At 49.9% G+C, this 22,280-nt stretch carries 34 protein-coding genes; 3 read left to right on the top strand and 31 right to left on the bottom strand.

Annotation, left to right across the window (positions count from 1 at the left end):
• Window positions 1–9: 9 nt before the first annotated feature.
• The 31 genes from AC6I4B_RS10425 to AC6I4B_RS10275 all read right to left on the bottom strand — a co-directional run bounded on the left by AC6I4B_RS10425 (window position 10) and on the right by AC6I4B_RS10275 (window position 19,659).
• Window positions 10–963, bottom strand: a complete 954-nt coding sequence (locus tag AC6I4B_RS10425; RefSeq protein ID WP_497771483.1) for a major capsid protein — start codon at window positions 961–963, stop codon at window positions 10–12.
• A gap of 12 nt (window positions 964–975) precedes the next feature.
• Window positions 976–1,749 carry a hypothetical protein gene (locus tag AC6I4B_RS10420; protein ID WP_497771482.1) on the bottom strand — a complete coding sequence of 258 codons (774 nt, stop codon included), beginning with the start codon at window positions 1,747–1,749 and terminating at the stop codon, window positions 976–978.
• A gap of 79 nt (window positions 1,750–1,828) precedes the next feature.
• Window positions 1,829–2,926: a phage minor head protein gene (locus AC6I4B_RS10415; RefSeq protein ID WP_497771480.1), complete on the bottom strand. Its 1,098-nt coding sequence runs from the start codon at window positions 2,924–2,926 to the stop codon at window positions 1,829–1,831.
• Between the two features lies 1 nt (window position 2,927).
• Window positions 2,928–4,316, bottom strand: a complete 1,389-nt coding sequence (locus tag AC6I4B_RS10410) for a DUF4055 domain-containing protein (RefSeq protein ID WP_497771479.1) — start codon at window positions 4,314–4,316, stop codon at window positions 2,928–2,930.
• Between the two features lies 1 nt (window position 4,317).
• Entirely contained in the window at window positions 4,318–5,892 is a 1,575-nt protein-coding gene (locus tag AC6I4B_RS10405; protein WP_497771477.1) for a terminase large subunit domain-containing protein, read from the bottom strand.
• Window positions 5,889–6,449 (bottom strand): terminase small subunit, encoded by a 561-nt coding sequence (locus tag AC6I4B_RS10400; RefSeq protein ID WP_497771476.1) that lies wholly within the window; start codon window positions 6,447–6,449, stop codon window positions 5,889–5,891. Before AC6I4B_RS10400 ends, AC6I4B_RS10405 begins: the two co-directional genes overlap by 4 nt.
• A gap of 1 nt (window position 6,450) precedes the next feature.
• Window positions 6,451–6,948, bottom strand: coding sequence for an HNH endonuclease (locus AC6I4B_RS10395; protein ID WP_497771474.1), 498 nt, complete (start codon window positions 6,946–6,948; stop codon window positions 6,451–6,453).
• Between the two features lie 271 nt (window positions 6,949–7,219).
• Window positions 7,220–7,423, bottom strand: a complete 204-nt coding sequence (locus tag AC6I4B_RS10390) for a hypothetical protein (protein WP_497771473.1) — start codon at window positions 7,421–7,423, stop codon at window positions 7,220–7,222.
• Window positions 7,420–7,995, bottom strand: coding sequence for a BRO family protein (locus AC6I4B_RS10385; protein WP_497771471.1), 576 nt, complete (start codon window positions 7,993–7,995; stop codon window positions 7,420–7,422). Before AC6I4B_RS10385 ends, AC6I4B_RS10390 begins: the two co-directional genes overlap by 4 nt.
• Window positions 7,996–8,305: 310 nt before the next feature.
• Window positions 8,306–8,656: a hypothetical protein gene (locus AC6I4B_RS10380; protein ID WP_497771470.1), complete on the bottom strand. Its 351-nt coding sequence runs from the start codon at window positions 8,654–8,656 to the stop codon at window positions 8,306–8,308.
• Window positions 8,653–9,093: a lysozyme gene (locus AC6I4B_RS10375; protein WP_497771468.1), complete on the bottom strand. Its 441-nt coding sequence runs from the start codon at window positions 9,091–9,093 to the stop codon at window positions 8,653–8,655. Before AC6I4B_RS10375 ends, AC6I4B_RS10380 begins: the two co-directional genes overlap by 4 nt.
• The gene (locus AC6I4B_RS10370) at window positions 9,077–9,385 is read right to left on the bottom strand and encodes a phage holin family protein (RefSeq protein WP_497772101.1); all 309 of its coding nucleotides are present in this window, start codon (window positions 9,383–9,385) and stop codon (window positions 9,077–9,079) included. The genes AC6I4B_RS10375 and AC6I4B_RS10370 overlap by 17 nt, the downstream gene beginning before the upstream one ends.
• 470 nt (window positions 9,386–9,855) lie before the next feature.
• A complete protein-coding gene (locus AC6I4B_RS10365; protein ID WP_497771467.1) occupies window positions 9,856–10,545 on the bottom strand; it encodes a bacteriophage antitermination protein Q in 690 nt (229 codons plus the stop codon).
• On the bottom strand, window positions 10,542–11,003 hold the full coding sequence (locus AC6I4B_RS10360; RefSeq protein ID WP_497771466.1) for a hypothetical protein: 462 nt from the start codon (window positions 11,001–11,003) through the stop codon (window positions 10,542–10,544). The genes AC6I4B_RS10365 and AC6I4B_RS10360 overlap by 4 nt, the downstream gene beginning before the upstream one ends.
• 9 nt (window positions 11,004–11,012) lie before the next feature.
• Complete coding sequence (locus tag AC6I4B_RS10355; protein ID WP_497771465.1) at window positions 11,013–11,468, bottom strand: YbcN family protein; 456 nt, start codon at window positions 11,466–11,468, stop codon at window positions 11,013–11,015.
• A 203-nt stretch (window positions 11,469–11,671) separates the two neighbouring features.
• Window positions 11,672–12,430 (bottom strand): BRO-N domain-containing protein, encoded by a 759-nt coding sequence (locus tag AC6I4B_RS10350; RefSeq protein WP_497771463.1) that lies wholly within the window; start codon window positions 12,428–12,430, stop codon window positions 11,672–11,674.
• Between the two features lie 313 nt (window positions 12,431–12,743).
• On the bottom strand, window positions 12,744–13,454 hold the full coding sequence (locus tag AC6I4B_RS10345; protein ID WP_497771462.1) for a DUF551 domain-containing protein: 711 nt from the start codon (window positions 13,452–13,454) through the stop codon (window positions 12,744–12,746).
• A 183-nt stretch (window positions 13,455–13,637) separates the two neighbouring features.
• Window positions 13,638–13,799 (bottom strand): hypothetical protein, encoded by a 162-nt coding sequence (locus AC6I4B_RS10340; RefSeq protein WP_497771461.1) that lies wholly within the window; start codon window positions 13,797–13,799, stop codon window positions 13,638–13,640.
• Window positions 13,799–14,011, bottom strand: coding sequence for a hypothetical protein (locus AC6I4B_RS10335; protein WP_497771459.1), 213 nt, complete (start codon window positions 14,009–14,011; stop codon window positions 13,799–13,801). Before AC6I4B_RS10335 ends, AC6I4B_RS10340 begins: the two co-directional genes overlap by 1 nt.
• Window positions 14,011–14,190 (bottom strand): hypothetical protein, encoded by a 180-nt coding sequence (locus AC6I4B_RS10330; RefSeq protein WP_070811043.1) that lies wholly within the window; start codon window positions 14,188–14,190, stop codon window positions 14,011–14,013. Before AC6I4B_RS10330 ends, AC6I4B_RS10335 begins: the two co-directional genes overlap by 1 nt.
• A 1-nt stretch (window position 14,191) precedes the next feature.
• Window positions 14,192–14,602, bottom strand: coding sequence for a hypothetical protein (locus AC6I4B_RS10325; RefSeq protein ID WP_497771457.1), 411 nt, complete (start codon window positions 14,600–14,602; stop codon window positions 14,192–14,194).
• Entirely contained in the window at window positions 14,599–15,165 is a 567-nt protein-coding gene (locus AC6I4B_RS10320) for a hypothetical protein (RefSeq protein ID WP_497766850.1), read from the bottom strand. Before AC6I4B_RS10320 ends, AC6I4B_RS10325 begins: the two co-directional genes overlap by 4 nt.
• On the bottom strand, window positions 15,158–15,475 hold the full coding sequence (locus AC6I4B_RS10315; RefSeq protein WP_497766851.1) for a hypothetical protein: 318 nt from the start codon (window positions 15,473–15,475) through the stop codon (window positions 15,158–15,160). Before AC6I4B_RS10315 ends, AC6I4B_RS10320 begins: the two co-directional genes overlap by 8 nt.
• Complete coding sequence (locus tag AC6I4B_RS10310) at window positions 15,472–15,957, bottom strand: hypothetical protein (protein ID WP_497771456.1); 486 nt, start codon at window positions 15,955–15,957, stop codon at window positions 15,472–15,474. The genes AC6I4B_RS10315 and AC6I4B_RS10310 overlap by 4 nt, the downstream gene beginning before the upstream one ends.
• Window positions 15,954–16,253 (bottom strand): hypothetical protein, encoded by a 300-nt coding sequence (locus AC6I4B_RS10305; protein ID WP_497771454.1) that lies wholly within the window; start codon window positions 16,251–16,253, stop codon window positions 15,954–15,956. The genes AC6I4B_RS10310 and AC6I4B_RS10305 overlap by 4 nt, the downstream gene beginning before the upstream one ends.
• Window positions 16,250–16,543 (bottom strand): winged helix-turn-helix domain-containing protein, encoded by a 294-nt coding sequence (locus AC6I4B_RS10300; RefSeq protein ID WP_497771453.1) that lies wholly within the window; start codon window positions 16,541–16,543, stop codon window positions 16,250–16,252. Before AC6I4B_RS10300 ends, AC6I4B_RS10305 begins: the two co-directional genes overlap by 4 nt.
• Complete coding sequence (locus AC6I4B_RS10295; protein WP_497771451.1) at window positions 16,540–17,904, bottom strand: replicative DNA helicase; 1,365 nt, start codon at window positions 17,902–17,904, stop codon at window positions 16,540–16,542. Before AC6I4B_RS10295 ends, AC6I4B_RS10300 begins: the two co-directional genes overlap by 4 nt.
• The gene (locus AC6I4B_RS10290; protein WP_497771450.1) at window positions 17,901–18,740 is read right to left on the bottom strand and encodes a replication protein; all 840 of its coding nucleotides are present in this window, start codon (window positions 18,738–18,740) and stop codon (window positions 17,901–17,903) included. The genes AC6I4B_RS10295 and AC6I4B_RS10290 overlap by 4 nt, the downstream gene beginning before the upstream one ends.
• Before the next feature lie 3 nt (window positions 18,741–18,743).
• Window positions 18,744–19,016 carry a hypothetical protein gene (locus tag AC6I4B_RS10285; protein ID WP_497771448.1) on the bottom strand — a complete coding sequence of 91 codons (273 nt, stop codon included), beginning with the start codon at window positions 19,014–19,016 and terminating at the stop codon, window positions 18,744–18,746.
• Between the two features lie 85 nt (window positions 19,017–19,101).
• Window positions 19,102–19,323: a CII family transcriptional regulator gene (locus tag AC6I4B_RS10280; RefSeq protein WP_497771447.1), complete on the bottom strand. Its 222-nt coding sequence runs from the start codon at window positions 19,321–19,323 to the stop codon at window positions 19,102–19,104.
• Window positions 19,324–19,419: 96 nt separating this feature from the next.
• Window positions 19,420–19,659, bottom strand: coding sequence for a Cro/Cl family transcriptional regulator (locus AC6I4B_RS10275; protein WP_497771446.1), 240 nt, complete (start codon window positions 19,657–19,659; stop codon window positions 19,420–19,422).
• A 68-nt stretch (window positions 19,660–19,727) separates the two neighbouring features.
• On the opposite strand from AC6I4B_RS10275, the gene AC6I4B_RS10270 reads away from it, so the two are divergent.
• The 3 genes from AC6I4B_RS10270 to AC6I4B_RS10260 all read left to right on the top strand — a co-directional run bounded on the left by AC6I4B_RS10270 (window position 19,728) and on the right by AC6I4B_RS10260 (window position 22,130).
• Window positions 19,728–20,450: an XRE family transcriptional regulator gene (locus AC6I4B_RS10270; protein ID WP_497772100.1), complete on the top strand. Its 723-nt coding sequence runs from the start codon at window positions 19,728–19,730 to the stop codon at window positions 20,448–20,450.
• Window positions 20,451–20,577: 127 nt separating this feature from the next.
• Window positions 20,578–21,600, top strand: coding sequence for a hypothetical protein (locus AC6I4B_RS10265; RefSeq protein WP_497771445.1), 1,023 nt, complete (start codon window positions 20,578–20,580; stop codon window positions 21,598–21,600).
• Window positions 21,601–21,623: 23 nt separating this feature from the next.
• The gene (locus AC6I4B_RS10260; protein ID WP_497771444.1) at window positions 21,624–22,130 is read left to right on the top strand and encodes a hypothetical protein; all 507 of its coding nucleotides are present in this window, start codon (window positions 21,624–21,626) and stop codon (window positions 22,128–22,130) included.
• The last annotated feature ends 150 nt before the right edge of the window (window positions 22,131–22,280 follow it).

Raw genomic sequence — 22,280 nt, 5'->3', positions numbered from 1 at the left:
CTGACAGTGTTACTCCCCCGATGCGGCCGCCAGCTTAATCAGCACGCCAGCGGTGGATTTATTGCTGGTGAAGTGTTTCTTCCAGTTGCCCGCGGTGCCGATAGCGGTCAGGTCAGGGTTATCTCCTTTGGCGGTATCCCAGCTGTAGCCCAGCAGATCAACGTTCACCACGCCTTCAGCGCGATAGCCAACCGCAAGGTTTTCCTGATCGTTGATATCGTAGGAACGGAAGCCCGGCGCCTGAGACTCGGTGACGGTAACCGCTCCGGCTACCAGCCCAAGGATCGCATCAGCGTCCATGGTGTCGGTCACCAGCACAGGTTTACCCAGTGTGCCCGGCTGCCCGCCGTAAACTACCACGCCCGCTTCTTCGTAGATTTTGTTGGCAATCGCCTCATCAACAATGTCGAAGTAGGTCGCGGAGTGCATCACGAACAGGACCACGCGGTTAAACTTGTCCCCGTATTTGCGCAGGCCGCGCGTCAGGGTCTTTTTACCGTCGGTCTCAATGTCTGCGGTTACGACCATGTCGGCGTTAGCACCAATCGCCGCAGTCAGCGCTTTCAGGCCATATTTCACATAGCCTTCCAGCGTGGCATCTGCGACATCAACGCCGATCACTTCGGAGAACTCATCAACGGAGCGGCCACGGCGTTTAAAGGCTTCTTCCGTGGTTTCATACGGGCCGTATTTCCACGGTGCTTTAACGGATACCGCTTCACCGGCACCGATTTTTTTACCTGTGACTTTACCGACAGAGTTCACATCGCGCGATTCAATGGAACCACCAACTTTGTAGAAAGCACGCTTACGAAAATCGCCTTCGATCAGTTCGTTATCCAGCAAAATCGCACCGTTAGAGGAAGCGTTGAACACTTCCAGATTATCCTGGCGGCGCTCAAGAAAAGCGGTCTGCGCCAGGTCGTCATAAATAACCAGGTCGGTATTAACAGTCGTTGCCATGGTTTAAATCCCTTATTTCGGAAGTTTGAGGAAGGCCTGCTGGCCGTGTTTGCGGATGTAGTCCGCTTTATCGCTGGCGCTCATTTCGGAACGTTTCAGGCTGCCACCGCCGCCCCCTGGCTTGTGTCCGCCCGCACCTGTGCCTTCGGCGCGGGGGAACAGATGCGGGGCCGTCTCCTTGAGAGACTCCGCCCATTCGAGTGGGCTTAATGGGGTTTTGCCATCTTTGCCGAACAGAACATCGCCATTTGCATCAACTGCTACGGCCTCGCCTTCGTCGTTGAGCTTGAATGTGCCCTTGGCACGCAGGATCAGGTCATCGGATGCCTCCGGCAGCGCACCCGTTTTTGCGGCAGCCGCACGGATTGCATCACCCAGGACGCGATCACGAAATTTGTTGGAGAACGCTTCAGCTTTATCAGCGCGTTCATTTGCGGCTTTAATCTGCTTATCGACATCTGCACGCATACGCTCAGTGCGCTTATCGAGCACCTCATCAATTTTCCCGGCGGCAATCAGCTTTGCCTCTTCATCGTCGGAAAAACGTTGCAGGATGCCGCGAACGGCGTCCGGGTCGATGTCGTCAAATTGGGAAAGGTTTTCTTTCTGCTGTTTAATAATACCCAGCAGTTCGCTATTTTTATTTTTCAGACCGGTGACTTCACTGGTCACTCGCTCATCAATCACCTTCTGAATCTCTGGAGTGATTTCGATACCACCGCCGCCGCTACCCTCGCCATTACTCTCAGGCGCACAATAATTCAGAAGCATATTTCGGATTAACATAATTTCCCCTCGGGATTTGCCGGGCCTCGCCCATAAAAAAGCCCCGGCAAATGCCAGGGCGTGAAGTTAGTGATCGTTGTTAGCCTCCCGTACCAGATAACAGCCTCAGTTCATCAAGTGAGAGCCATTCCCCTTTATCCGTGAACATTTCTCCAAGTTCGATTTCCCCGGCGCGAAACATCCGGCCCCGCTCAGCACCAAGTACATCATCCTGACGCTGTGGAGACTGTTTCATGAGCCATTCCAGGTATGTGGTTTTTGCCGGGACTTGGCCCGACATACTGGCGCGGGTACCCTCATCCATTTCATCAACATCGATACCGAGTTCCCGCCATGACTTAATAATGAGCGTCTCGGTGGATCGGCAACAAAAGTGAATACGTCCCGGGCCGGAAAGATAGGGGATTTTGTGCCCTACTGGCTTATTCTCCAGCGTATAGCGCAGAAGGTCGCGGATAATGCAGTCATGACTGGTTTTGTTATCCAGCGTTGAAAGCCACTGCTTCCCCTTCACTATATCGCTGTTGGCGTCTGTGAAGCTATTTCGCGCCGTGGCTGCCAGATGATTCACCGCCGTCTTCGCAATGCTGGCAGCATTTGCCCGACTCATCTGCAACGCACCATCGCGATAGCCTTTGTTGGCACGTCCACGGACATTACGCGCTATGGTTTCTACCGTATCACCCGCCATATAACCACGACGAACAGAATTGAGGATACGCGCCAGCCTGTCCGATTCCAGATTGCTCGCCCATTCACTCAGCAAGCGCCCCTGAAAGGGCTGGGCCATCGCCGCGGCGTAGACCATATCGGAGGTAATGCCCTGTAAAGGGTAGCGAGAAAGAACCTGCGATGGCAGGAGGGAGTCGAACAGGCTCATCTGATAGGCGGCTTCATTCTTTGCCAGGGCCACCAGTTCATCCTGTAAACCGGTCTGCATTGCGGCAACGGCTTGTTGATTGAGTTCCCTTACGCTGCCGAGCAAACTTTCCAGACGACTGACGGTAAAACTTTCCGGCGGCAGTCTATCAAGCGCATCGAGCAAACGCGCCGTTAATTCAGCATCCGTTTCGTTAAGCAGTTTTACCATCCGGTTTGCAACACCCGTTGAATACCGGCTAATCCATACTGAATGTGCTATCGCCTCATCGCGCAGGAATTCGTTGACGGTCGGCATATTAGCCCCCAGTCAGCGTTGGTGGCTGATTGCGCAATGCATCGATTACATCGTCCTGACTATCTGCGGGATCGATAAGGTCAAGTTTCTGCAATGCCCGAATCATATCGGTGTCACGCAAAGCGCCATACTGCCATGCATTCACGATGGCGGTAATCATGCCAGACTCGGCAACCTTCGCGATAAATTCCTGGTTGATAGTGTAGGACGGAGAATCCTCATTAACTCCCAGGTATTTAGCACACCATCTCAGCGCAAGCGTGTAAGCTTCAGAGGCATTCGATACACATATGCCGAGCACCGATGTGGATGCCGACTGCTCACCGCTCGCCTGTGTCGCTGTTTTCGCTGTCGCATTCTGCTCAATCAGCCTGGCCCCCAGTTGCACCATATAATCGCGCTTACTGTCCATGGCCTCTTTCGCCAGCGTGTTAGGCTGTGCCTGCGCATAGCCAAATGAACCCTCTTTCGGAAGCAGTAATGGTGAGCGGGAGCCGATTTTTACCCCCTTCTTCTCCAGGTGGTCGCGCCACTCGGAATCGAGTCCAGTTATGTACGGCTGAACCTGCCCACAGAACCACACGCTGTCTTCATAATCAGCACTGTTACGATAGTGACCGAGGTTTATTTCCACCAGCGCAGCCAATGGAGAGTCATCAATGGTCGGGTCGTTATTCTGAGCGCCAACAAAGGTGAACGGGATTTCATCCCAGAAATCTTTCCCCTTTGGCTTGGGATGATATTCGCTGTCAACAGCGTAAGAGCCGCTGACCGTTCCACCAGCACGACGCCACACACGGCAAATAAATTTTCCGTCCTCCAGCGCTAGTTCACGGTACTGAGTTTCATCCTTGTAAGAATATCCGTTCGGTTCCTCTACGCATTCTTTCAGGACGACAAGTACAAGCCGATCGCGTCCGTTAATGCGCCTGGTTCGCCAGTTGATGATATTTTCTGCGGGGTAACGGAGAATAATCGCTTCATCAGTTGCTTCAGCGTAATCGACGTAAATCCCTTCACGCGCAACCTCCAGCACGTTTTCAACCACCATTTGTGACTGCTGATAGATACTCGTGCCAGCACCATCTGCATTACTCATGAGATAGGCAAGTTTATCCGCAGCGGTGAGCGTGGGGGCTTTACGATACGCCAGACCCAGAAGACCAATCTTTGTATTACCGGCAATGGCATAAAAAACCGCACGGCTGAGATAGTCTTCGTTTCGCTTTCGGTTGCGGGTGGATTTGTCGCTGGGGTCAAGATATGGAAGGTAGTCATTTCCCGCAGCCTTTACCGCCTCTGCGCCCTTGCAGAAATCCCGGTATTTTTTCCAGGCAGCAGAAGCCGCCCGGTGTTCTGGTCGAACCCAGGTGATATCGTCGTTTGCCATATTAGAAGGTAGTATCCAGTGAAATTGAAAATGCAGGTTTTGTCGGGTTATGCAGAACGGCGTAACGAGTGCTATCCCAGTCGTGGTCTTCCTGCTGCGTATCGACGTCGTCAGGGTTTTTGCTGTCACGGACCAGTACTGGTATACGGCTTATCCAACCTCGACAATAATCGAAAACGTAGAATGCTGGCTTTTCAGGAATGCCCGACTCCAGTTTCTTACCTTCAATGACCGCCTCCAGCATATCAGCGAATAATGCCGCGCCGTTGACGCGAGAGCCGGGCTTCTTATTGGCCTCAAGCCATTTAACGCCCTGCGCCTCCATCTTCTGAGCTATAGAGAGTTCATCGTCACCGGTGTTATAGATGGCGCTGTCCGCCGGACCAGGAGCAATCTTCTTGCAGATACCGGGCATGATATTGAGCTGCCCCTGCGTAACTCCGTTGCGCTTTATCTCATCAGGCTCTGCAACCTCTTCGCCCACCAGCCGCTTGTCAACCCACGCAACGCCCTTGGCGACGTTAGTGGATGACATATTCAGGCCTTTGTTGAGTTCGTCAGGCGGGCAGCCATACCACTCTCCAATCAGGATGAGCGACCCAGCAGGCGGGCAAAAATTGCGCCCATCAGGCAGTTCGGCGGCGGTTCCGTCGGCTCGCGCCCACCAGAGATTAGAGAATGGTTTCGATTCACCCCAGTCATGTGAGCGGTCAACAGCCCAGCTATCAGGAATGCGGAAGGGCTTAATGACGTGCAGCGATGCATTCCAAAGGTGGTCAAAGCGCCCACCGCTGGTGACATCCCAGGAACCCTCCACCCATGCCTTGCGGCGGTTCGGGTCTTTGATAGCCATCAGCGTTGCGATGTACTGCGGATCGAGATATGGGTTTTCTTTGAACGAGCCGTGAATGGCTACGCGAGTCAGCGTCACATCCTCTTCTCGTTCAGTCTGCGGGTTAAACACCTTTTGCGTTTCGCGAATGATGGTGCCGCGCGGTGCTGGCTCAATAAAACGCTTCTTCACCCACGTATGACCGATACCAAACGGGTTGGTCGTACTGAACGTCTCCAGTGGGATCGGCTTAAGCAGCGAACCATTATCCAGCGGGTAGTTCTCTGGCCGGAACGATGAGCGCCGGCAGGAGAACATCATTTCGTAGAACTCGGGGGACTGCTGCTTGGTCAGTTCGTTGAAACCGATGAACGGGAATTCCTGTCCGTGATAATCCCAATAATCACTTTCTTCTTTCCCGAAGCGAAACAGCAGCTCTTCGCCAGTCGGCCACACCCAACGCAGCTCAGATGCTGACGCCAGATAGCGCGCACCATCGTTAAACAAGCGATACATACGCTTTGACTGGGTGATAATGTCGGTGAGGTTTTTATACTCGGTATCGAATATCACACCTCGCCAGAATGAACCGTAACCCAGGCCAACCAGACGACGAAAGCGAGCCAGTTGCGCGGCAGTTTTACCCGGCCCTCGCGTACCCTCGTAGAGGATTTCGTTACACGGACAGCTCAGGGAAAGTGATTGCGATCCCGGCAAAGGTTTCCAGACGGCTTTGTAATTCATCCACCAAGAACCTCGCTCTGCTGCTTCTGAGCTGCCGCTTCCCATTCGTCCACGTTATCGCAGGTCGGAACCGGCATGATACTGTGGGTTGCCGTGACTTTCTGTTCTACCTGCTCTTTGAATGCCTGCACATCAACATGCTTGCCGAGTAGCTCAAGGTTCTTAACCTTGTCAGGCCACTTAATCTTCTTCAGTAGTGATGGCGTATCACCTGCTATCTCGGTAACGTCCATACCAGATAAAGTCGTGCGCCATGTCTTAGGCCAGTCTTTAATCGGCTTGAGTTCGCCGTTTGATAGCAGGATATCGAGCACGTCCATCTGGTCTATCTCAACCAGGCGCTTGAGGACGTAAGCGGCGTCTATGCCCGTCTGCTCAATGCGAGTTGCTTTTAGTTCTGCCACAAAGGTTTGAACATTAACATTCGCTAACAATCGTGATGCCTGCTCATTGGCGGTCCTCTCGCTGTATCCCGCCCTGATAGCTGCCTGAGTGGCGTTTAAATCTTTTAAATATTCCCTACAGAACAGTTCCTGCTTAGGTGTAAGCTGTTTCAAATCACACCTCCGAAACATTGCTCCAGTTTCTATGATTAACGATGTCAGCAATCATGGTAGTTGATACGCCGTATTTCTTTGATAATGCTCTAAGCCCATTACCAATGCTGCCGCGAACATATTCACGACGAATGCAGATGACATCTCGTTCTTTTAATTTTGACATTCCATTCTTTTCACCAGAACGGTCTGGGGAGGAGTTCCTTCCTCTTCGAGACCTGTCGCGATTATTGTCTGCCGGGGTTCCAGTAATCAGGTGCTCAGGATTCACGCATGATGGATTGTCGCATTTATGCCTGACAACAAGGTTTTTAATACTTTCAAGCGATACCCCTTTGGCCTCACAGTAAGCGATGCGATGAGCATAATGCGGCTTGCGAGAGATATGTTTTTGCCCATACCCGCGCTTGTTAATGTATCCGTCGTAAATTACACATTCACCGACATATACATCATCTGGGTGGGCAAACAGCTCTTGTTTGTCTGTGAGCTTTGCCATATTAGAATTTCCTGCTGGTTGCCTGGATATATCACCGAGGAATGGCGATACCGTTTACTCGTCAAACTTATATAAAACTCTGTCAATGACTCCGTACAGAACAATTTGCAGAGTTTTATATTCGGAGCAACTATAGCGATTTTCGTTACAGTTGATGCAATCTGCTGTCTTCTGAGGGTGTTGCGATATAACAACACCCGCAGATGAGCTTTGTACTGGAGAGCCGTTGTGAAAGTGGCTCTCGGTGTGGTGCCCTTTATTTCAAGGGCATCTACTTCTTCGCTTTATGCTTTCCAGCCCATTGCTTAGCGATATACAGGCAATCGTCGAATATTTTCCCTTTTCGGCTTGCCTGAGAGCATCGGCGGTAGTGATCCAGTGCCATGTCAGCGCCAGTCATTGCAGAGTTCTGGTCATAACCGAGCTTTATCAGCTCGGCGGTCACGTTTTTATGGATAAATTCTTGTGGCGTCATGTTGGTTCAACATCAGGAAAATCCCCCATGTCGGGAAGAGATAGTTGAGATAGTTCACGAATCACCTTTTCGACTTCACGAATTTTCTTCAGGTGGCACTTACGGATGGCCATACTCTGGCTGCCAGGGCGACCGAAAGTTTCAAGTGACCACTCGTTAGCCTTCGTGACTCTGTTCTGCATTTCACCAAGCGCTACATCTTTCAGATTGCTTAGGTCCATCAGGGCCATATTGGGCTGTGTTTCTTTTTCAATCAGATCCAAAAGCCAGCGACGCAATGCTTTAGCAATTTTGGTTTCGGCCAGCATTCCGAGCAGATGAGCTCCTCGCGATGAGAATATTCTTTGACGCTTATACTGTATCTCATTGTTTTTATTACTAGAGGTCACAGTGACCACCATGGTCATGTCGGAGCTAAATTCAGCTTTATTGCGGTTATAAAGTCTGTTTACTGACTTATCATCCGCATACTCAAGAAGCTCAGCCATATGAGTGCTGGTGAACCATACCTTTCCGTCACCGTTATCAAATGGGACTACAGAATGGTCTTTGAACGTTAGAGTTGAAGCCATGGTGATTTCCTATAGAAACGAGCCTCGTTGCCCAGAAACGACGCCCACAGAGAGGTCACCACCTATAACGGCGTTTCTCCGAGGCTAGTTTCTGTAAGACTCTGTGTTTGATATGCGCCGGGCATGGCGCGGAGGTTTACTGCATAAAAAAGCCCGACCGAAGCCAGGCTCTGCTCGTCTGTGGGTGACGATTTATTTCGATATTGCGCGGTAGTACGCCTGCCACCGATATTTATCCAGGCGCAGGGAGCGCAGGCACTCGGCTGTTTCTATATCAGACTGTAGGTCGGAGTCGGTATCTGTTCCGGCGTTACTTGCTTTGCACGGAGGCTGCATCAAATCCGGTGATGGAGTTGGCGGCGTCAATTGCACGCTGGCGCAACCGCACAGCATCATCATCAAACTTGCACACAGTGCGATTCGGAGACTGAACATATTTCACCACGTCGCGGGTTATGGTTCGGTAGATGACATGACCTTCACCTTTCTGCTCGGATGCCTTTTGCTCTACTGGTGCGATAGCCTTTTCAGCGCTCTCTTTCTTTTTGGCTGCCATGGCATTGATATGGTCAGCGTGAGCATTCCAGCCAGACCGCCATGCAACGGCGCAGGATGTAAGCAGAATAAACACGGCAATGGTGATTTGGGTAAGCCACCTCACGACAGGAATACCTCACGCTCAGCGATGCGGCGATTCGTCAGACCTGGCATCTCTTTTCCGCCTGCTTTATTCCATCGCAGGAACTCATCGGCAGCGCCAGCATAATCACCGGCGTTGAGTTTTCGCAGGAGAGTCGATGTCGACAACACCCGAGCGCCGAGGTTATACGTGAACGACACAAGCGCATCGAATTGACCCTGAGTCAGCCCAACTTTAACCAGGCGGGATACGTCACTTTCGTAGCTGACCAGCCCAGTCTTGAGCAAGCGCTCTGCCGTTTCCTGCTTAATCGTCATCCCTGCGCGGATTGGCTTTCCATCGACAGGCTGGGTCCAGCCGTAACCGATAGTCCAGACGCCGACGGAATCCTGATACGCCGTTAATCGACAACCCTCGAACTTTTTAATCAGAGAAATACCTTTAGGACTGATGTTCATTCTTCATCCCCGTTAGTCTTTCCCAGAAGTACGTCAGCGCAACAGAACCCATCGCACCGCTAATGCCGGAAGTAACCAGAATCATGTGAAAACTCAGGCCGCTCTCTACGCTTATCAACCCACCGATAAGACCGGTAAAACCAGAGACGGCAATTTGCGCGAAAGCATTTATCCAGCTCCATGAGGCCTTATTCTGCTTTACATCTATAAGGTAGCGAACCAGCCCGCCCCAGCAAGCAATCCCAAGCAGGATTAGCCAGGACAGGCCTACAATTTTGTGGTCGTCATTCATACTTTTTGCCATATCACCTCCGAAGAAACGGGGTGCTGTGTATAAAGGGTTCAGGCTCTCGGGTTGATTTAACAACAACACACGTCGAGGGTTTTTCCCGGAGCCTGAAAAGAAAAAGGGCAGCCAATTAGGCTACCCTGAGTTATTCGTTGCGCCCACGTTATGTTGTGGTTCGCTTTATATAAGATGTTCACCCGATGGAGTGACAAGCCACGCTGAATTAAATTCACCCTGAATGTCACTGCTGAGATGTTCCTTAATCCATAATTTAGACATATATGACATCTATTCGCCCACACTGTCCATCGTGGGCTTTTTTTTGATGAAATGCCTACAGGGATAGCTTTGCAACAACGATTGGTGAGTAAATCGCCAATAAAAAAAACCCACTGATGCGAGGTCTTGAATTCGTTACCTGTCAACGAATACAACAATGACAAGGTATCAGATTTACACGAAATATAGCCATTTCAATCCAGTTTTGCAAGACTTTCGTGGAAATTTGTCGCCTTTTGTTGTGAACGTGATCGCGTTACTTGCAATAAAGCGGCACTATCCAGTCGAATGAACGTGCGCTTCATCTCCAGCCAACGGTCGGTAAATGTCTCTGACCAGTTTTTGGGGGTAACCCCTACCAGCTCTGCCAGCTTCTGGTATTCATAAGTTTCACGCCCTGCCAGTTCCGCCTTCACATCCTGAGCGGCCAACCAGATAAGCGCCTTGAGCCTGTTCATCGTCTTCCCTGCCACCTTCTTGGTTCCGAGGTGAGATTTGAATTCAGCCCACGCCCACTGCGTAATCTCAACCTGGTTATCCCAGCGCACATTCTCGCTATAGTTCCACAGCAGCCACGCCTTCTGATGTTCGTCCAATGACATCAGCGCACGACGCCAAGACGAAGTTGAATACTCAACCGGCTGAACGAGCGGAATGTGCGAACCTTTAGCGCGAGATTGCTTGCCGGGGATTGGAGGGTTGTCCAGTGTTACCATCTTCCCTGTCACGGCATCGCGCACGCGCGGCTTCTTGCGCTTGAATGTACCGGTATCGAATTGCGCGTTCTCCAGCCATGCCATCAACTGGCCTTTGGTCGCACCGCTCAAATCAGCTGTCGCAACAAGAAGCTGTTCGCGGACGTACTGCAAATACTGGATATTCACGCTGCTTCTCCCATGCGTAAAGTAATGTTCTGCTGATACCAGTCAGGCGCGGTGAACTCGATACGACCAGTAGCGCCGGTGATGCGTAGATTTTTCATCCTCGCCAACTCCTGCTTGAAGTGCTGATACAACTCCTCTTTCTGCCACGGCTTAATCTTCATCGGGTGCAGCGCTGCACGAGATACCAGCTCAATTGTCATCACGCCATATTCGTATTCTGCATGACGGGAGAACTGGATAGGTTCTTCGCCTAATCTGCGGTGACAACCTACGCAGTGGGCCAGCGCGTTAAGTGGATGCCATCGGGTGGCTGTGTGGCGGCGTCCGTTGATATGCGAGCAGTGAAGCGATGCGCGGTTAGTGCTGAAATCACGCCCACAGCTTTCACAGCACCAGTTAGCTCTTTCGCGAACCAGCTCAGAAAAAATGATGTCGTATTTGTCTCTTTTGAGTGCCATATGCTTGCCTTACTGGTCTTGTTGTTCGCGGAGTTGCTGGAATTCACAGTTGGATGGGATAGTCAGCGCCAGGCCGAACTGAGCGCACCACGCCTCGACTTTGCACAGGAAGATATGCATCTCTCCCGTATCGAGTTGAGACGTGTGGCGAGGTTCCCATGTGGTTTCTTTCGTGCCGGTGACGAAATCGGTGTAGGTGACCTCCTCGCATCCGAGGTAGGTCTTTTTGAGGTTGCGCTTAACCCACTCAGGGGTAGCGTCAGTGCGTCCGGATTTAATCAGGTATTCGCTGATTTCTCCCAGCCACAAATGAAGAAGTGAGTTCTGCGACAGGCTGCGTTTTTCACGCCACGGCTTGATTTGAAGGCGATAGCATTCGCCACCGTCGAGCAGAGGTTGAAGTTGCTGGCCTATAGCAGAGAAATTGCCTCTGTGCAGCTTGATGCCGTCTTTGTGCAGGTTCACGCTTCACCTCCGCAGAGGTCAAACGCAGAATGCAGAAAATCACAGGTGCTGAGAAGCATCTGTGGCAGGTGTAAATATTCAAATTGTGGTCGCATTTAAGTCCCCTTAAATGCGCGAGAGTTACCGCCGGGCGTTCAACTCCGACGGCATCTCAATTATACCACCGAATGATGGTTTATCAATGTTGCTTGACGCTGCGTTGATTAGTGCGCCCTTCTCTCCAGTCGTATCAAGCCAACTTCCTCGAATTTCTCCAACGTGCGAACTCCATCAAGCGGAATCTGCAAATGCTGGAATTCCTGAGTCATTTTGTTGGCGATCAGATCGAAGTCTTTTCGGTTGCGAATTACCTGCTTCAGCACATCCTTTTCGAACTGGCAGATCATGTTACTGGTTGCGCTGGTGACGTCCATTATGCGACGGCATTCCTGAGCGATGACTGGAATGTCTTCCACGCTGAACGGTTGAGGTGATGGCGTTCCAGTGGCGCGACGGAGAGAAAACCAGATGCCCTGATTCCAGGCGTCTCTGTATTTAAATCGGGCTGTCATCATACCGATCAGATACTTCAAGTTCGCTATATCGTTGGCATTGAGTGGTTCGACGTTCTGGCGTTGGTGATGGGCATTGTACGAGCCAGTCTTGCGGATCGTTGGAAGTACTTCGTTGAACACCCAATCCTGGAATTGTTTTGCTTCTGGCTTGTTGCTGCGGAAGATAACGCGGTAGAGGTTTGGCTCGTTGACGTAAACAAGCTGCTGCTTGCCGCCTTTCGTAGGGGTGTATGTTTTACATATACCCTTATCATCAAGCTGCGAGGCTAGCTGGCTAACGTTTTTAATATCCAGAACCTCACACACATCTTTCAGGCAGAACCACGGCTCGCCGTTGATAACCTGAATACGCACGTCATGGGATTCTTGGAATGAAAATGATACTGGCTGGATAGCTAATGCAGTCATGATGATTTACCTTTTCAGTGAGGTTAATCACCACCAACGACGCCAATCGAAATGGTGGTGAACTGTGCAGGGTTGGCGTAACCGGCTGAAAAGACCCGGCGCTTCCGAAGAAGCCCCCACACAGCCCACCATAAATCGCGAATGTGACTGTGCTTAGCGCATAAAAAAACCGCTAACGCGGCTATGCGTCTTTTCAGATATCCGGGACGCCAATCCCGACAACCGATTTTGCGGCTGCACAGAGAATATAGCCTCGGACATCTGTTTGTGTCAATTACTCACGCCGCTTTGCTTTATGCGGAGGGTTTAACCATCAGTCACCGCCATCAGCGAGCTTTTGCATCGCGTCACCGTAACGAGCCATCGCTAACCCAAAGGCTGAGTGCACATCCATCGGCGCTGACGGCAGTGATGGAAGCATCATCCACAGGATGATTTCATCAAGCCCAAATGATGTACCGTCATGCAATTCCAGCCATTCGCCACCGACCAAGCCAGACACATATTCACCGTGACGAGAAACGACTGAAACATATTCACCTTCTGGTGGCATCCTCTCGCTTGCCGGAATCCAACCATCCGGAGTTTCCGGAGAGTTGCCAGCCGCTGCCTCCTGATATCGCTCCAGTTCGACGTATTCCTGCACCGACCAACCACCCTTGATGAAATCAGCAGCCTCGATAGCGTCAAAGGTGAATGACGTTTCGCTGCCGGTTGGTGACGTGATTCCGTAAAGGTCGGCTACCGGTTTGAACTTGGTTGCTGGAATTTTGGTATCCTCGTTGGTGAGGGTACCATCCGCATTGAGCATGGCAGCGCGGCAGGCGGCCTCAACTTCCCTGACCGCATCCGCGCAGTAGTTAAATCTGTGGCAATCAACCAGCCGCTGCTTCAGGCTTTCAATCGCATCTGAAACGGACTTAGGTGCAGGAGGAGCAATACCTTCAATTGCCATGATTCTCTCGTCGTCAGTTGGCAACTCCGATACTAACGGTTCTTGAGGGGGTGTTAAGTTGGTTGTCATAGTCAGTCCTTGGGTGTACATGTGCCGCGAAGATATGTTTCACCGCCGTTAACCTTCTTCACTTCTGCAAAGGCAGCGCGGCACGCTTTCTCAGAGTTAAACTCCTGAGATGTTACGGACGGGTTGTTTCCAAGCATCCATATAATCAGAATCCACATTGCCATTCTCCTTCGATAAAGCTGTTCACATGAAGTCTGCCACTAAGCCGGAAAGAACAAGACCGGCAATAATCGTAAGTGCAGATATCGCCCCGCACGTTGGGGTTCCCCATTCAATACCCCCAGCAAGCGCCACAAATAACCCAGCAAAGAGCACAGAAATAAATGTAAAAATGAACTTGCTCATCAGCTTTCTCCTTCGATAACCCGCTTAGCCGCTTGCTCGGCTTCACGGACGTCCCAATCAACGCGGTGAGCAATTCCAATAGCAGAACGCACAGAGTGCTCAATCATCATGTCCAGTTGTTGAATGGTCAGGTACATATCAGGATTGCGGGCCAATATTTCAGCCCGCTGAATCTGCCAGTTGTTGCAGGCTTCAAGTAGTGAATTAGCCATTACTCATCACCCCACTCATCGTAGAAGAAGTCATCGACACGCTTGTACGCCTCGTATGCGGCTTCAATCTCCATTTCGGTGATATCGAATGATTTGCCGTTGATTTCAACCATGCATTCGAGCGCTTCACCCCAATCCTCCAGCGATGCAGTGCGTTTTGTTGCGCTAAAATCTGCCATATCACTCAGCCTCCACGTTGATGCCAGCATCGGCCAGCGCTTTATCTACTTCATCTGCGTAGTAGTAAGTTAAGCCGCTTGATGCTTTAGCCATTTTGAACGGCTCTGGCAGCTTCACGGTGACGGTGCGGGACTCCGATTCCAGTGGCGGCAGGTCTGGAGTCTTAACGCCAAACAGCGCCGCAAGCGCGCGGTAGTTCTGCTCACTGTGATAACGGCCTTTGCAGCGTACAAGTTTCTCGGCTGCTGCGTTGACGGTTTGCGCCTTCTCCAGAGCCTCTACCAGCGCCAGGACGTTCTTGTGGTGCGCGCATTGAAGGTAATAAAACCATTCGTCGTCAGTGCGGCCATCGCGCGCGACCGTGATTGCCGCTGCTTTGATTTTTTGCATCAGTGCGGTGATATCGTTCATTGGGCTGACTCCTGGTTATCTGCAAGAACTAAACGACCATCACATAGTGCCTTGATGATTTCCTGATACTCCCACCCGAAGTACATGCTCTCGACGTAGACACGCAGAGGTGGATAATCATGCTGCTTACGGCGAATGAAAGCCTCTGCTGCTTCGCGGGTAAAGTGAGCGTTGATGTTATGCCATTCTTTACGAGTCCCGCATACAGTGTGTCCGTCAAGGTCAGCCAGCACTTCCCACTGAGCTTCTTCATCGAGATCGGTAAAGGCCGTATCACACTGGTCAATGCAGAAGGCGTTTAACTCTTCCTGATCATGTTCATCAAGATCGTCCCAATACTCTTGCGGGCAGCCCCATTCGCATTCTTCGAAATGTACTATCTTCGATTCGCCGTACTCCTCCGCCAGGCCATAAATGGTTTCCTGCTTCTGAACCATGAAAATCGGATCGGCGGTAATGTGACGATTTACACCTTCGCCTCGGTGGTGATACTTCAGGCGCTCAATGAAATCGGCGAAGGTTTCTGGCGTCAGCTTTGCGCCATTTGCGATTGAATCACTCATGCTCGGCTCCTTGTCGTAACCAGATGCACACAGCGCCATCTTCAGTGTTATGGATAGAGCCGACAAACCAACCTTCACCAGCAGGCGCTTCAGGCTGCCAGGTAGAGATATCGTAACCATCAACGTCAGGGGCGATATCTTCTTCATCGCGATATTCCACGACCCACTGTAGGCCTTGTGCTTTCATCCAGTCATTGAATTCATCAGTTGGAATGTGCTCACGACCATCACAGAACGCTTCGTAAATCGGGTGAGTCCAATAACCGTATTGGTCACGGTCAACTGGCATAGCTACGATTTTTGTATTCATGATGTGGCTCCTTGGCGTAACTGGGCGGCTTTCCCATCAAACAGGAAGTCGATATGGTCAATTGAGTCACTCGCTACGGCTGACTTCGCCAACTCCTTCGCTTCAATCCACACCTGCGCCCGCGCTTCAGCCAGGTACGCGTCGGTTGCCGGGGTTTCGACATCCAGCAGAAACTGAAACTCATGCAGCGTCTGCCCATCGATGAAGTCACCGGAATCAGAGCTGATAGTGGCGTTGAGTTTCTCGTAGACCTTGCATGCTTCGTTTAGCACTTCACGACCTTTAGATTTCAGCCCCGCATTCTCCGCTACCACCGCAGCCAGTTGCTGCTCTGATGCTTTGGATGCTGCTTGCCACCCTTCCCACATCGCCGCCATCATCATGAACCAGACGTTCCCACAACCTTCCTTCTTGTGGTCGAAAAACCAGTTCACGTACTCCATGCTCATGTCGTGTTCTGCTGCCAGTTGCTCTCTGTTCATGCTCTCTTCACTCCGAATGTTTTAACCAGTGCAGACTCCATGCGACCTACGCAGGAGCGAATGCGGGTAATTTCTGTCTCAGGAAACATGCTGACTGCCATCTGATGGAGAGCGCCTTTTAGTGGCTTGCTCTCAACGATATGCATGCGGGTAGCGGCGAATTGCTTCAGTGATTGCTTGATGCTTCGACCGTCTGCTCTGGCGCATGCGCGGCATAGTTCGGCATGGAGGATGGTTTCAGGGAATTCGCTATATTCCTGTTCGATGATTTCCTTGGTATTTCTGGCCTCTTTCACGCTATCGCCCTCCCGTAAACCGCCAGCACCCTGCGCATCGCCTCGCTCTGGCGACACTCCTGGAAAATTAAGTTCGTACTCACTCGACCTGCTTTCTCATCTTCAGTAGCTAACCGGTAGTAGACGGTTCGCCACTTTCTGGCCTCGACGACAATAACGCCTTTATGGAATAGCGCAGCCGCTGCATGGTTTATGCATGACTGAGTAGTTCCGGTTATTTTTGCGATGTCTGAAGAAGTGAATGAGCGGTGTGTTTTCAGGTATTCAAGAATTGCTTGTCTGGCTGTCATACGTCCGCTCCTTTGGCATACCGTTTCCCGGATGGCGCAGGCGTAGATGCTCGCTTGGCCTCTTCCTGATCGCATGGCATGAAGTGCCCGTTAGCGAACAGTTGATATACAGTCCCCAATGAGCCGAAGCGGTTTTTTGTCACGATGATTTCTGCGTACTTTGCTGCCGGGCTGTTCTCGTCATACACACCTTCGCGGTAGAGCATGATGATGCAGTCGGCGTCTTGCTCGATGCTGCCAGAGTCTCTGAGATCGGAGTTATTCGGGCGCTTGTTTGGCCTTTCCTCGACCTTTCGTGACAGTTGGCTGAGAGAGATAACTGGCGTCTTTAGGTCTTTCGCCATCGCCTTAAGGCTTCCAGAGATATGCGCCACTGCCAGGTCGTTACGTTCTGCCTTTGGCTTTTCAATCAGGCCAAGATAATCGACAAGGATTAGCGACAGTTCCGGATGCTCCTGCTTGTGCCGTTCAGCGATACTTCGGATTTCCTCAACTTTGAGTTTTGAGGCATCAACCATCCATACTTCGAGGTCTTTCAAGTGACATATTCCTTCAGATACCCTTGCCCATCCCTCGTCGCCCATCGTCGCCGGATTACGCAGGACGCTGACTGACATGTTCCCGCGACCAGCAATGCTACGTTCGGCTATCTGGAGGCTGCTCATCTCCATACTGAAAATCAGAACGCCGCGCCGGAGTTTAGAGCCAGGAATGACGCTGCTTGCCACGCCTTCCGCTATCTTCAGCGCCAGTTCCGTTTTCCCCATGCCAGGGCGAGCGGCTATGATCACCAGGTCTTCAGCGTTCATGCCTCCAGTGATGCTGTCCAGCTCAGAAACGCCAGTCTTCAGCGTGTCAGATTCATCACCATTCGTAAGACGCTTCTCCAGAGTATCGGCATAGTCATTAAGAACCTCACCAAGACGAACGGGTTTGACTTCTGTCTTTGGCTTACGGATGACAGAAAGTCTCCGCATAATCTCATCCATCGCTGTTGCGGCTGAATCAAGAGTCCCTTCGCGAACATCAGTGCGTAGCTCATCAATCACCTGTAGAAACTGGCGTCGCTGATACTGGTCAGACAACATCCCCGCATAGCCAAGAAGGTTTGCTGCACTCGGGCAAGAACGAGCGGTCATCATGACAGCGGTCGAATAATCATCGCCGCATTCCTCAGCAACCATCAGGCCGTCAATCAGGTTTCTATTTCTCGCCTGCTTGCGTATCACCTCAAATGCTTTGCGGTATACAGGAATGCTGAATGCCTCCGGTTCAATCCGTGCGAGTACATCGCTTGCAGCCGGGGTAAGACCGCCTAGAAGCAAACCACCAATCACACTCGCTTCGATATCCTGCCTCATACCATCCCCCTGTCAGCAAATTTTGCTTCCCGTACACCGGTCAGCGTGTCGTCTTTCAGCAGGTAATCAAAATCTGCCGTCCATCCAGTGTTGTTGTCGCCGAAGTAAAACGGCTTGGCCTGATGCACAAATGCCCGGACATATGCCCTGAACCCTTCGACGTTTGGCGTCTTGAGCTGGGGGATTATTTTCTTCAGGCGGCGCTTGCGTTTCTCGTTGACCGCTACAGCGTGTGGGAGCCTTTCGCCAACTTCAGCGTTGTACGCGTTCAGGAAGGATTCGTAGTCGATTCGTTCTGCCTTTCGACGTTCAGGTTTATCCATCCCTTCGCCGCCCCCTTCAGGGGGTAAGGGGGTTTCTTTTCTTTCTGTCTTTTGTATATTGTCTTTTGTGTTTCCCTGATTCGGTAAACTGCCTTTTACCGATTTGGTGAAGGTTTTCTTTACCGAATCAGTAAATGTTTTACCGAATCCGTTAACCTTTGTTTTCCACTCGGATATGTTCTTGTTCATCCCAACCTGACGACCGATCTGAGTAAGAACTCCCATCCTGACAAGCTCGTTTTTTGCAGTGGAGCATTTTGTCGCAGCCATCCCAGTAAGCGCTGCGAACTGTTCATTTCCAATCCAGTCCACCTTCTTGTTGTATCCGTATGTCTTGCGCCACACAGCGATCACAATCAGCAGTTGGTGTTGAGTAAGGCCGGATAGCATCACGGCCTCCATCAGCGCATTAGCGGTTCGCGTGTAGCCATCATCGAGATCTGCCACCGGGTGCTCCACGGCCTCTAATTTTGGCCTTATAGGTACGACAACATCATTAATCGCGGTGTTCATGCTCTATTCCCCATGACGAAATATCGACAACACCTCAATGAATTGAGATGCAGATATATCCTGCCTTGCCAGATTTTCCAGAAATGAATTCGGGATAAAAGTGAACCCGTTTTCTTTCGGCAGCGATGGCAACAAAGCCAGCGCCTCCGCTTTAAGCAGCTCCGTTCTGGCAACTGAAGCGAACCGGATGCAGGTTCGTTCGTCTATGGATTTTAGAAAGCGCGAACGCTTCACTTCTTTGTGTACTTCTTCTGGCGAGAAACCTTTGTTTCGCATATGATTACTCCTGTGAATTGATCCAGTTAATTCCACCTGAAGGCCGCTTCTGTTCCCGCAGAGCGGCTTTCGTCATTTCTGATACTCATGCTTCAAAATCCCCCTTCACTCCATCCCGGTTAGCAATCAGGATTGACAGCAAAAGAGACATGTTCGGCAGAAGGTTTTCTCGCCAGCGAGTCACCGTAGACTTGTTGACCCCTGCTACCTTCGCGATAGCGGTTGTGCCAATTTCATTGATCTGACTGTGAAGCCAACTCTCGATTCGTCGGGCCTCCACTGTGTTGCGTGTCGTTGAACTTTCCATATGTTAAATTCCTATGTAATTAGTTGATTCGGCTGATTTCTCAGCCGTTTAAAATTGGGTTCCAGATTGTTAAAGAGCAGTTGGTAAACCTAAAAATTAAACAGCTTGCTGAACGGACTTAGGCTTGCTGATTTCAAGAATCTGACTTTCTGTGAACTGACCGTCAGATGCCGCTGCGATTTTTGATGCGTATTCTGTTTCGCCCGTGTAATCGGTACGTGGAAGGCATCCGCTGTTTATCCATTTGTAGATAGCTCGCGGGGTTCTCTCGCAAGCCTTTGCCACCACCGGAACACGAATCCGTTTGATGATGTCGCCAAGGTTATTAGGTTGCATTTACTCACCCTTAAATTGAACCGTAAGTACATATTATGTCGGAACTGATAGTTCACGCAAGTGATATTATGATTGAACACATGGTTCAGGAAGAAAAAGCGCGAAAAGACTTTTCCCATAGGCTTGCGCTGGCCTGCGATAAAGCTGGTTTACCGGTACATGGTCGTCAGGCTGAGATAGCCAAAAAGATGAAGTTGACACCAAAAGCCGTAAGCAAGTGGTTTAACGGGGAATCGATTCCAAGGCGTGGAAAGCTACAGGAGCTTGCCACGAGCATTGGCACGTCTTCGTCTTACCTGCTGGGAGACAGCAAAGCTGATGGGATTGAGGAAGGGCATTTGCAGAAGTCTACCGAAACATTTCGTATCGATGTGCTTGATGTCTCTGTAAGCGCGGGGCCGGGTGTGATCAATAGTGAGTTCATGGAGGTGCTACGCTCCGTAGAATATTCGGTTGAAGATGCTCGGCAGATGTTTAATGGGCGTCGCCCTGAGCAGATAAGGATTATCAACGTTCGTGGAGATAGCATGTCCGGCACGATTGAGCCTGGGGATCTACTCTTTGTAGACATCAGCATTCAGCATTTTGATGGTGATGGTATCTACGCGTTCCTCTACGATGAAACAGCTCACGTTAAGCGCCTACAGAAGATGAAAGACAAGTTGTTGGTCATCTCAGACAACCATACCTATCACCCTTGGGAACCTATCGAAAAAGAAGAGATGAACAAAATATTCGTTTTCGGAAAGGTGATCGGCAGCATGCCGCAGACATACAGGAAGCATGGTTAGCCTTAGTGGCCTGAAGAGACGTTTGGGTGATTGGATAGATTTCTGGTCGGCGCATAGTTGGTAGCTTTGAATGTTTCATAATTATTGTGCCGATTCGGATTAAGTTAAATATAACTGGGTAATTGCAATGAAAGATAGCAGACCGAAAATTGTTCATTATAAAAAGGCAGTCATCCCAAACGGGGCGTCATCATTGCAAAGCATTTTACTTGGAATCATAGGAGATGGTGGTTCCGCTGAAAACGTTTTGCTTCGTCAAGAAAAAACCTCACCCTCTGATGAGAATTCAGGCATTAGGGTTTTAAATAAAAGCAATACATACAAAACAATTCTTTTTGGTCAACTGGTTCTTTTTGAGAAAGATAAGAGTCAATCCCTATTAGAAATAAGAGATAATGTCAGATTTTATGACATTAACTCAATAACTTCGAATGACATTATTATTGATGGCGATAACGCGCAAGATAAAAAAAGAGAGTTTGTTGACTCTATTTTATATTTCGGTGTTTTAAACAACCATGTGATAATTGTTCAGTCTACATCCTTGCGTTCCAGAGAATTTGAATCACATCTTAACTGGCTGATAAATAGCTTTACTGATTTAGAAAACTTTGTCTTACTACTGCAAGATAAGCCATCAGAAGAAACCATGCAGAAGATGCAAAAATCTCCTGCCAAAAGCATTAGAATTGGTAGCTTGCCAATAACTTCTGAAGTGAAAAATGATGACGCCTCTTCCGCACAAAAAACCACAGGTTCAGTTAAAACGATAAAGTACAGGCCTACTGGTAAGGGTGGATCATTGCTTAAAGCATTTTTGGGTGATAATTGGGCTGAAGATATCAATTTGAAGGATTCCTTAGATGATGCAAATCTACAGGTAAGTCTTGAAATTACATATTTCAGAAAAACAAATGATGGAGGTCAGACCGTTATTGACAGTATTGCTACATCACTAAGGCATATAGATGGGGATGATTACAGCATAAAACTACAAGGTGGTGGGGAAATCACTGGTAAAGAAGTTAAACTTTCAGGCAATATTAATGTCGAATATAACAATGGCGTTATCGATGAAAATGATTTATTCTTAAAGATGCACAAATGGTTGTTCTCCAAGCTTGAGGCCGGGGAGCTGAATGTAAAGTAAAAGAATGAATAAGGAGGATAATAATGAAATCTAAAATCATCCACCTTTTTCTTATGATCGCCTTCTTCTTTATTGGTTATTTTATAATCAACAAATCATTAGGCTTTATAGCTGATGGTGTTATTATTTCGGCACCATGGGCTGTGGTAGGTTTGATGCAGTTGCCATTATCGTATTGCATACAGGCAATCTTCAAAACAAACGAAGTTAATGATCACTCTTCGCTGACCCCTTCTGAGTTGCGAAGGCTTTCGCCTCTGGTTAAATCAAAAAGGCGACTAATGGCATCTCTTTTAGCATTCTATGTTTTCTCGACGCTATTCGTGGTGTTAGGCCTGATGGTTAGTGCTGGAAATCAAGAGTTATTATACAGAGTTCTGAAGGTGTCAGGTGGCTTACTCTTCGTATCAGTCTATACGAGTCTTTTCGTTCATAGAGTTATGATTGAGCTTCAGAGTTTCAAGACTCTTCTAAATAGAAGGGATTCCGATAAAAAAGAAAGAGAATCCTTCCTTGATAAACTGAAATAACCCGGCCACCGAGCCGGGTTTTCTTTGCCTTCCGATCCCCCAAGCCCACCACCTGCCCGCCAGTGTAACTCATTGATAATTAAGATACCGAATTGACTCCTACCGCATTTGCCCGCCAGATGGGCAGCACCCAAATCCCTGCATTATTAA

It is taken from the genome of Kluyvera fluvialis (genome assembly GCF_059725275.1).
The sequence above is the reverse complement of the archived record's forward strand: the minus strand, read 5'-3'. Positions and strand labels throughout refer to the sequence as shown.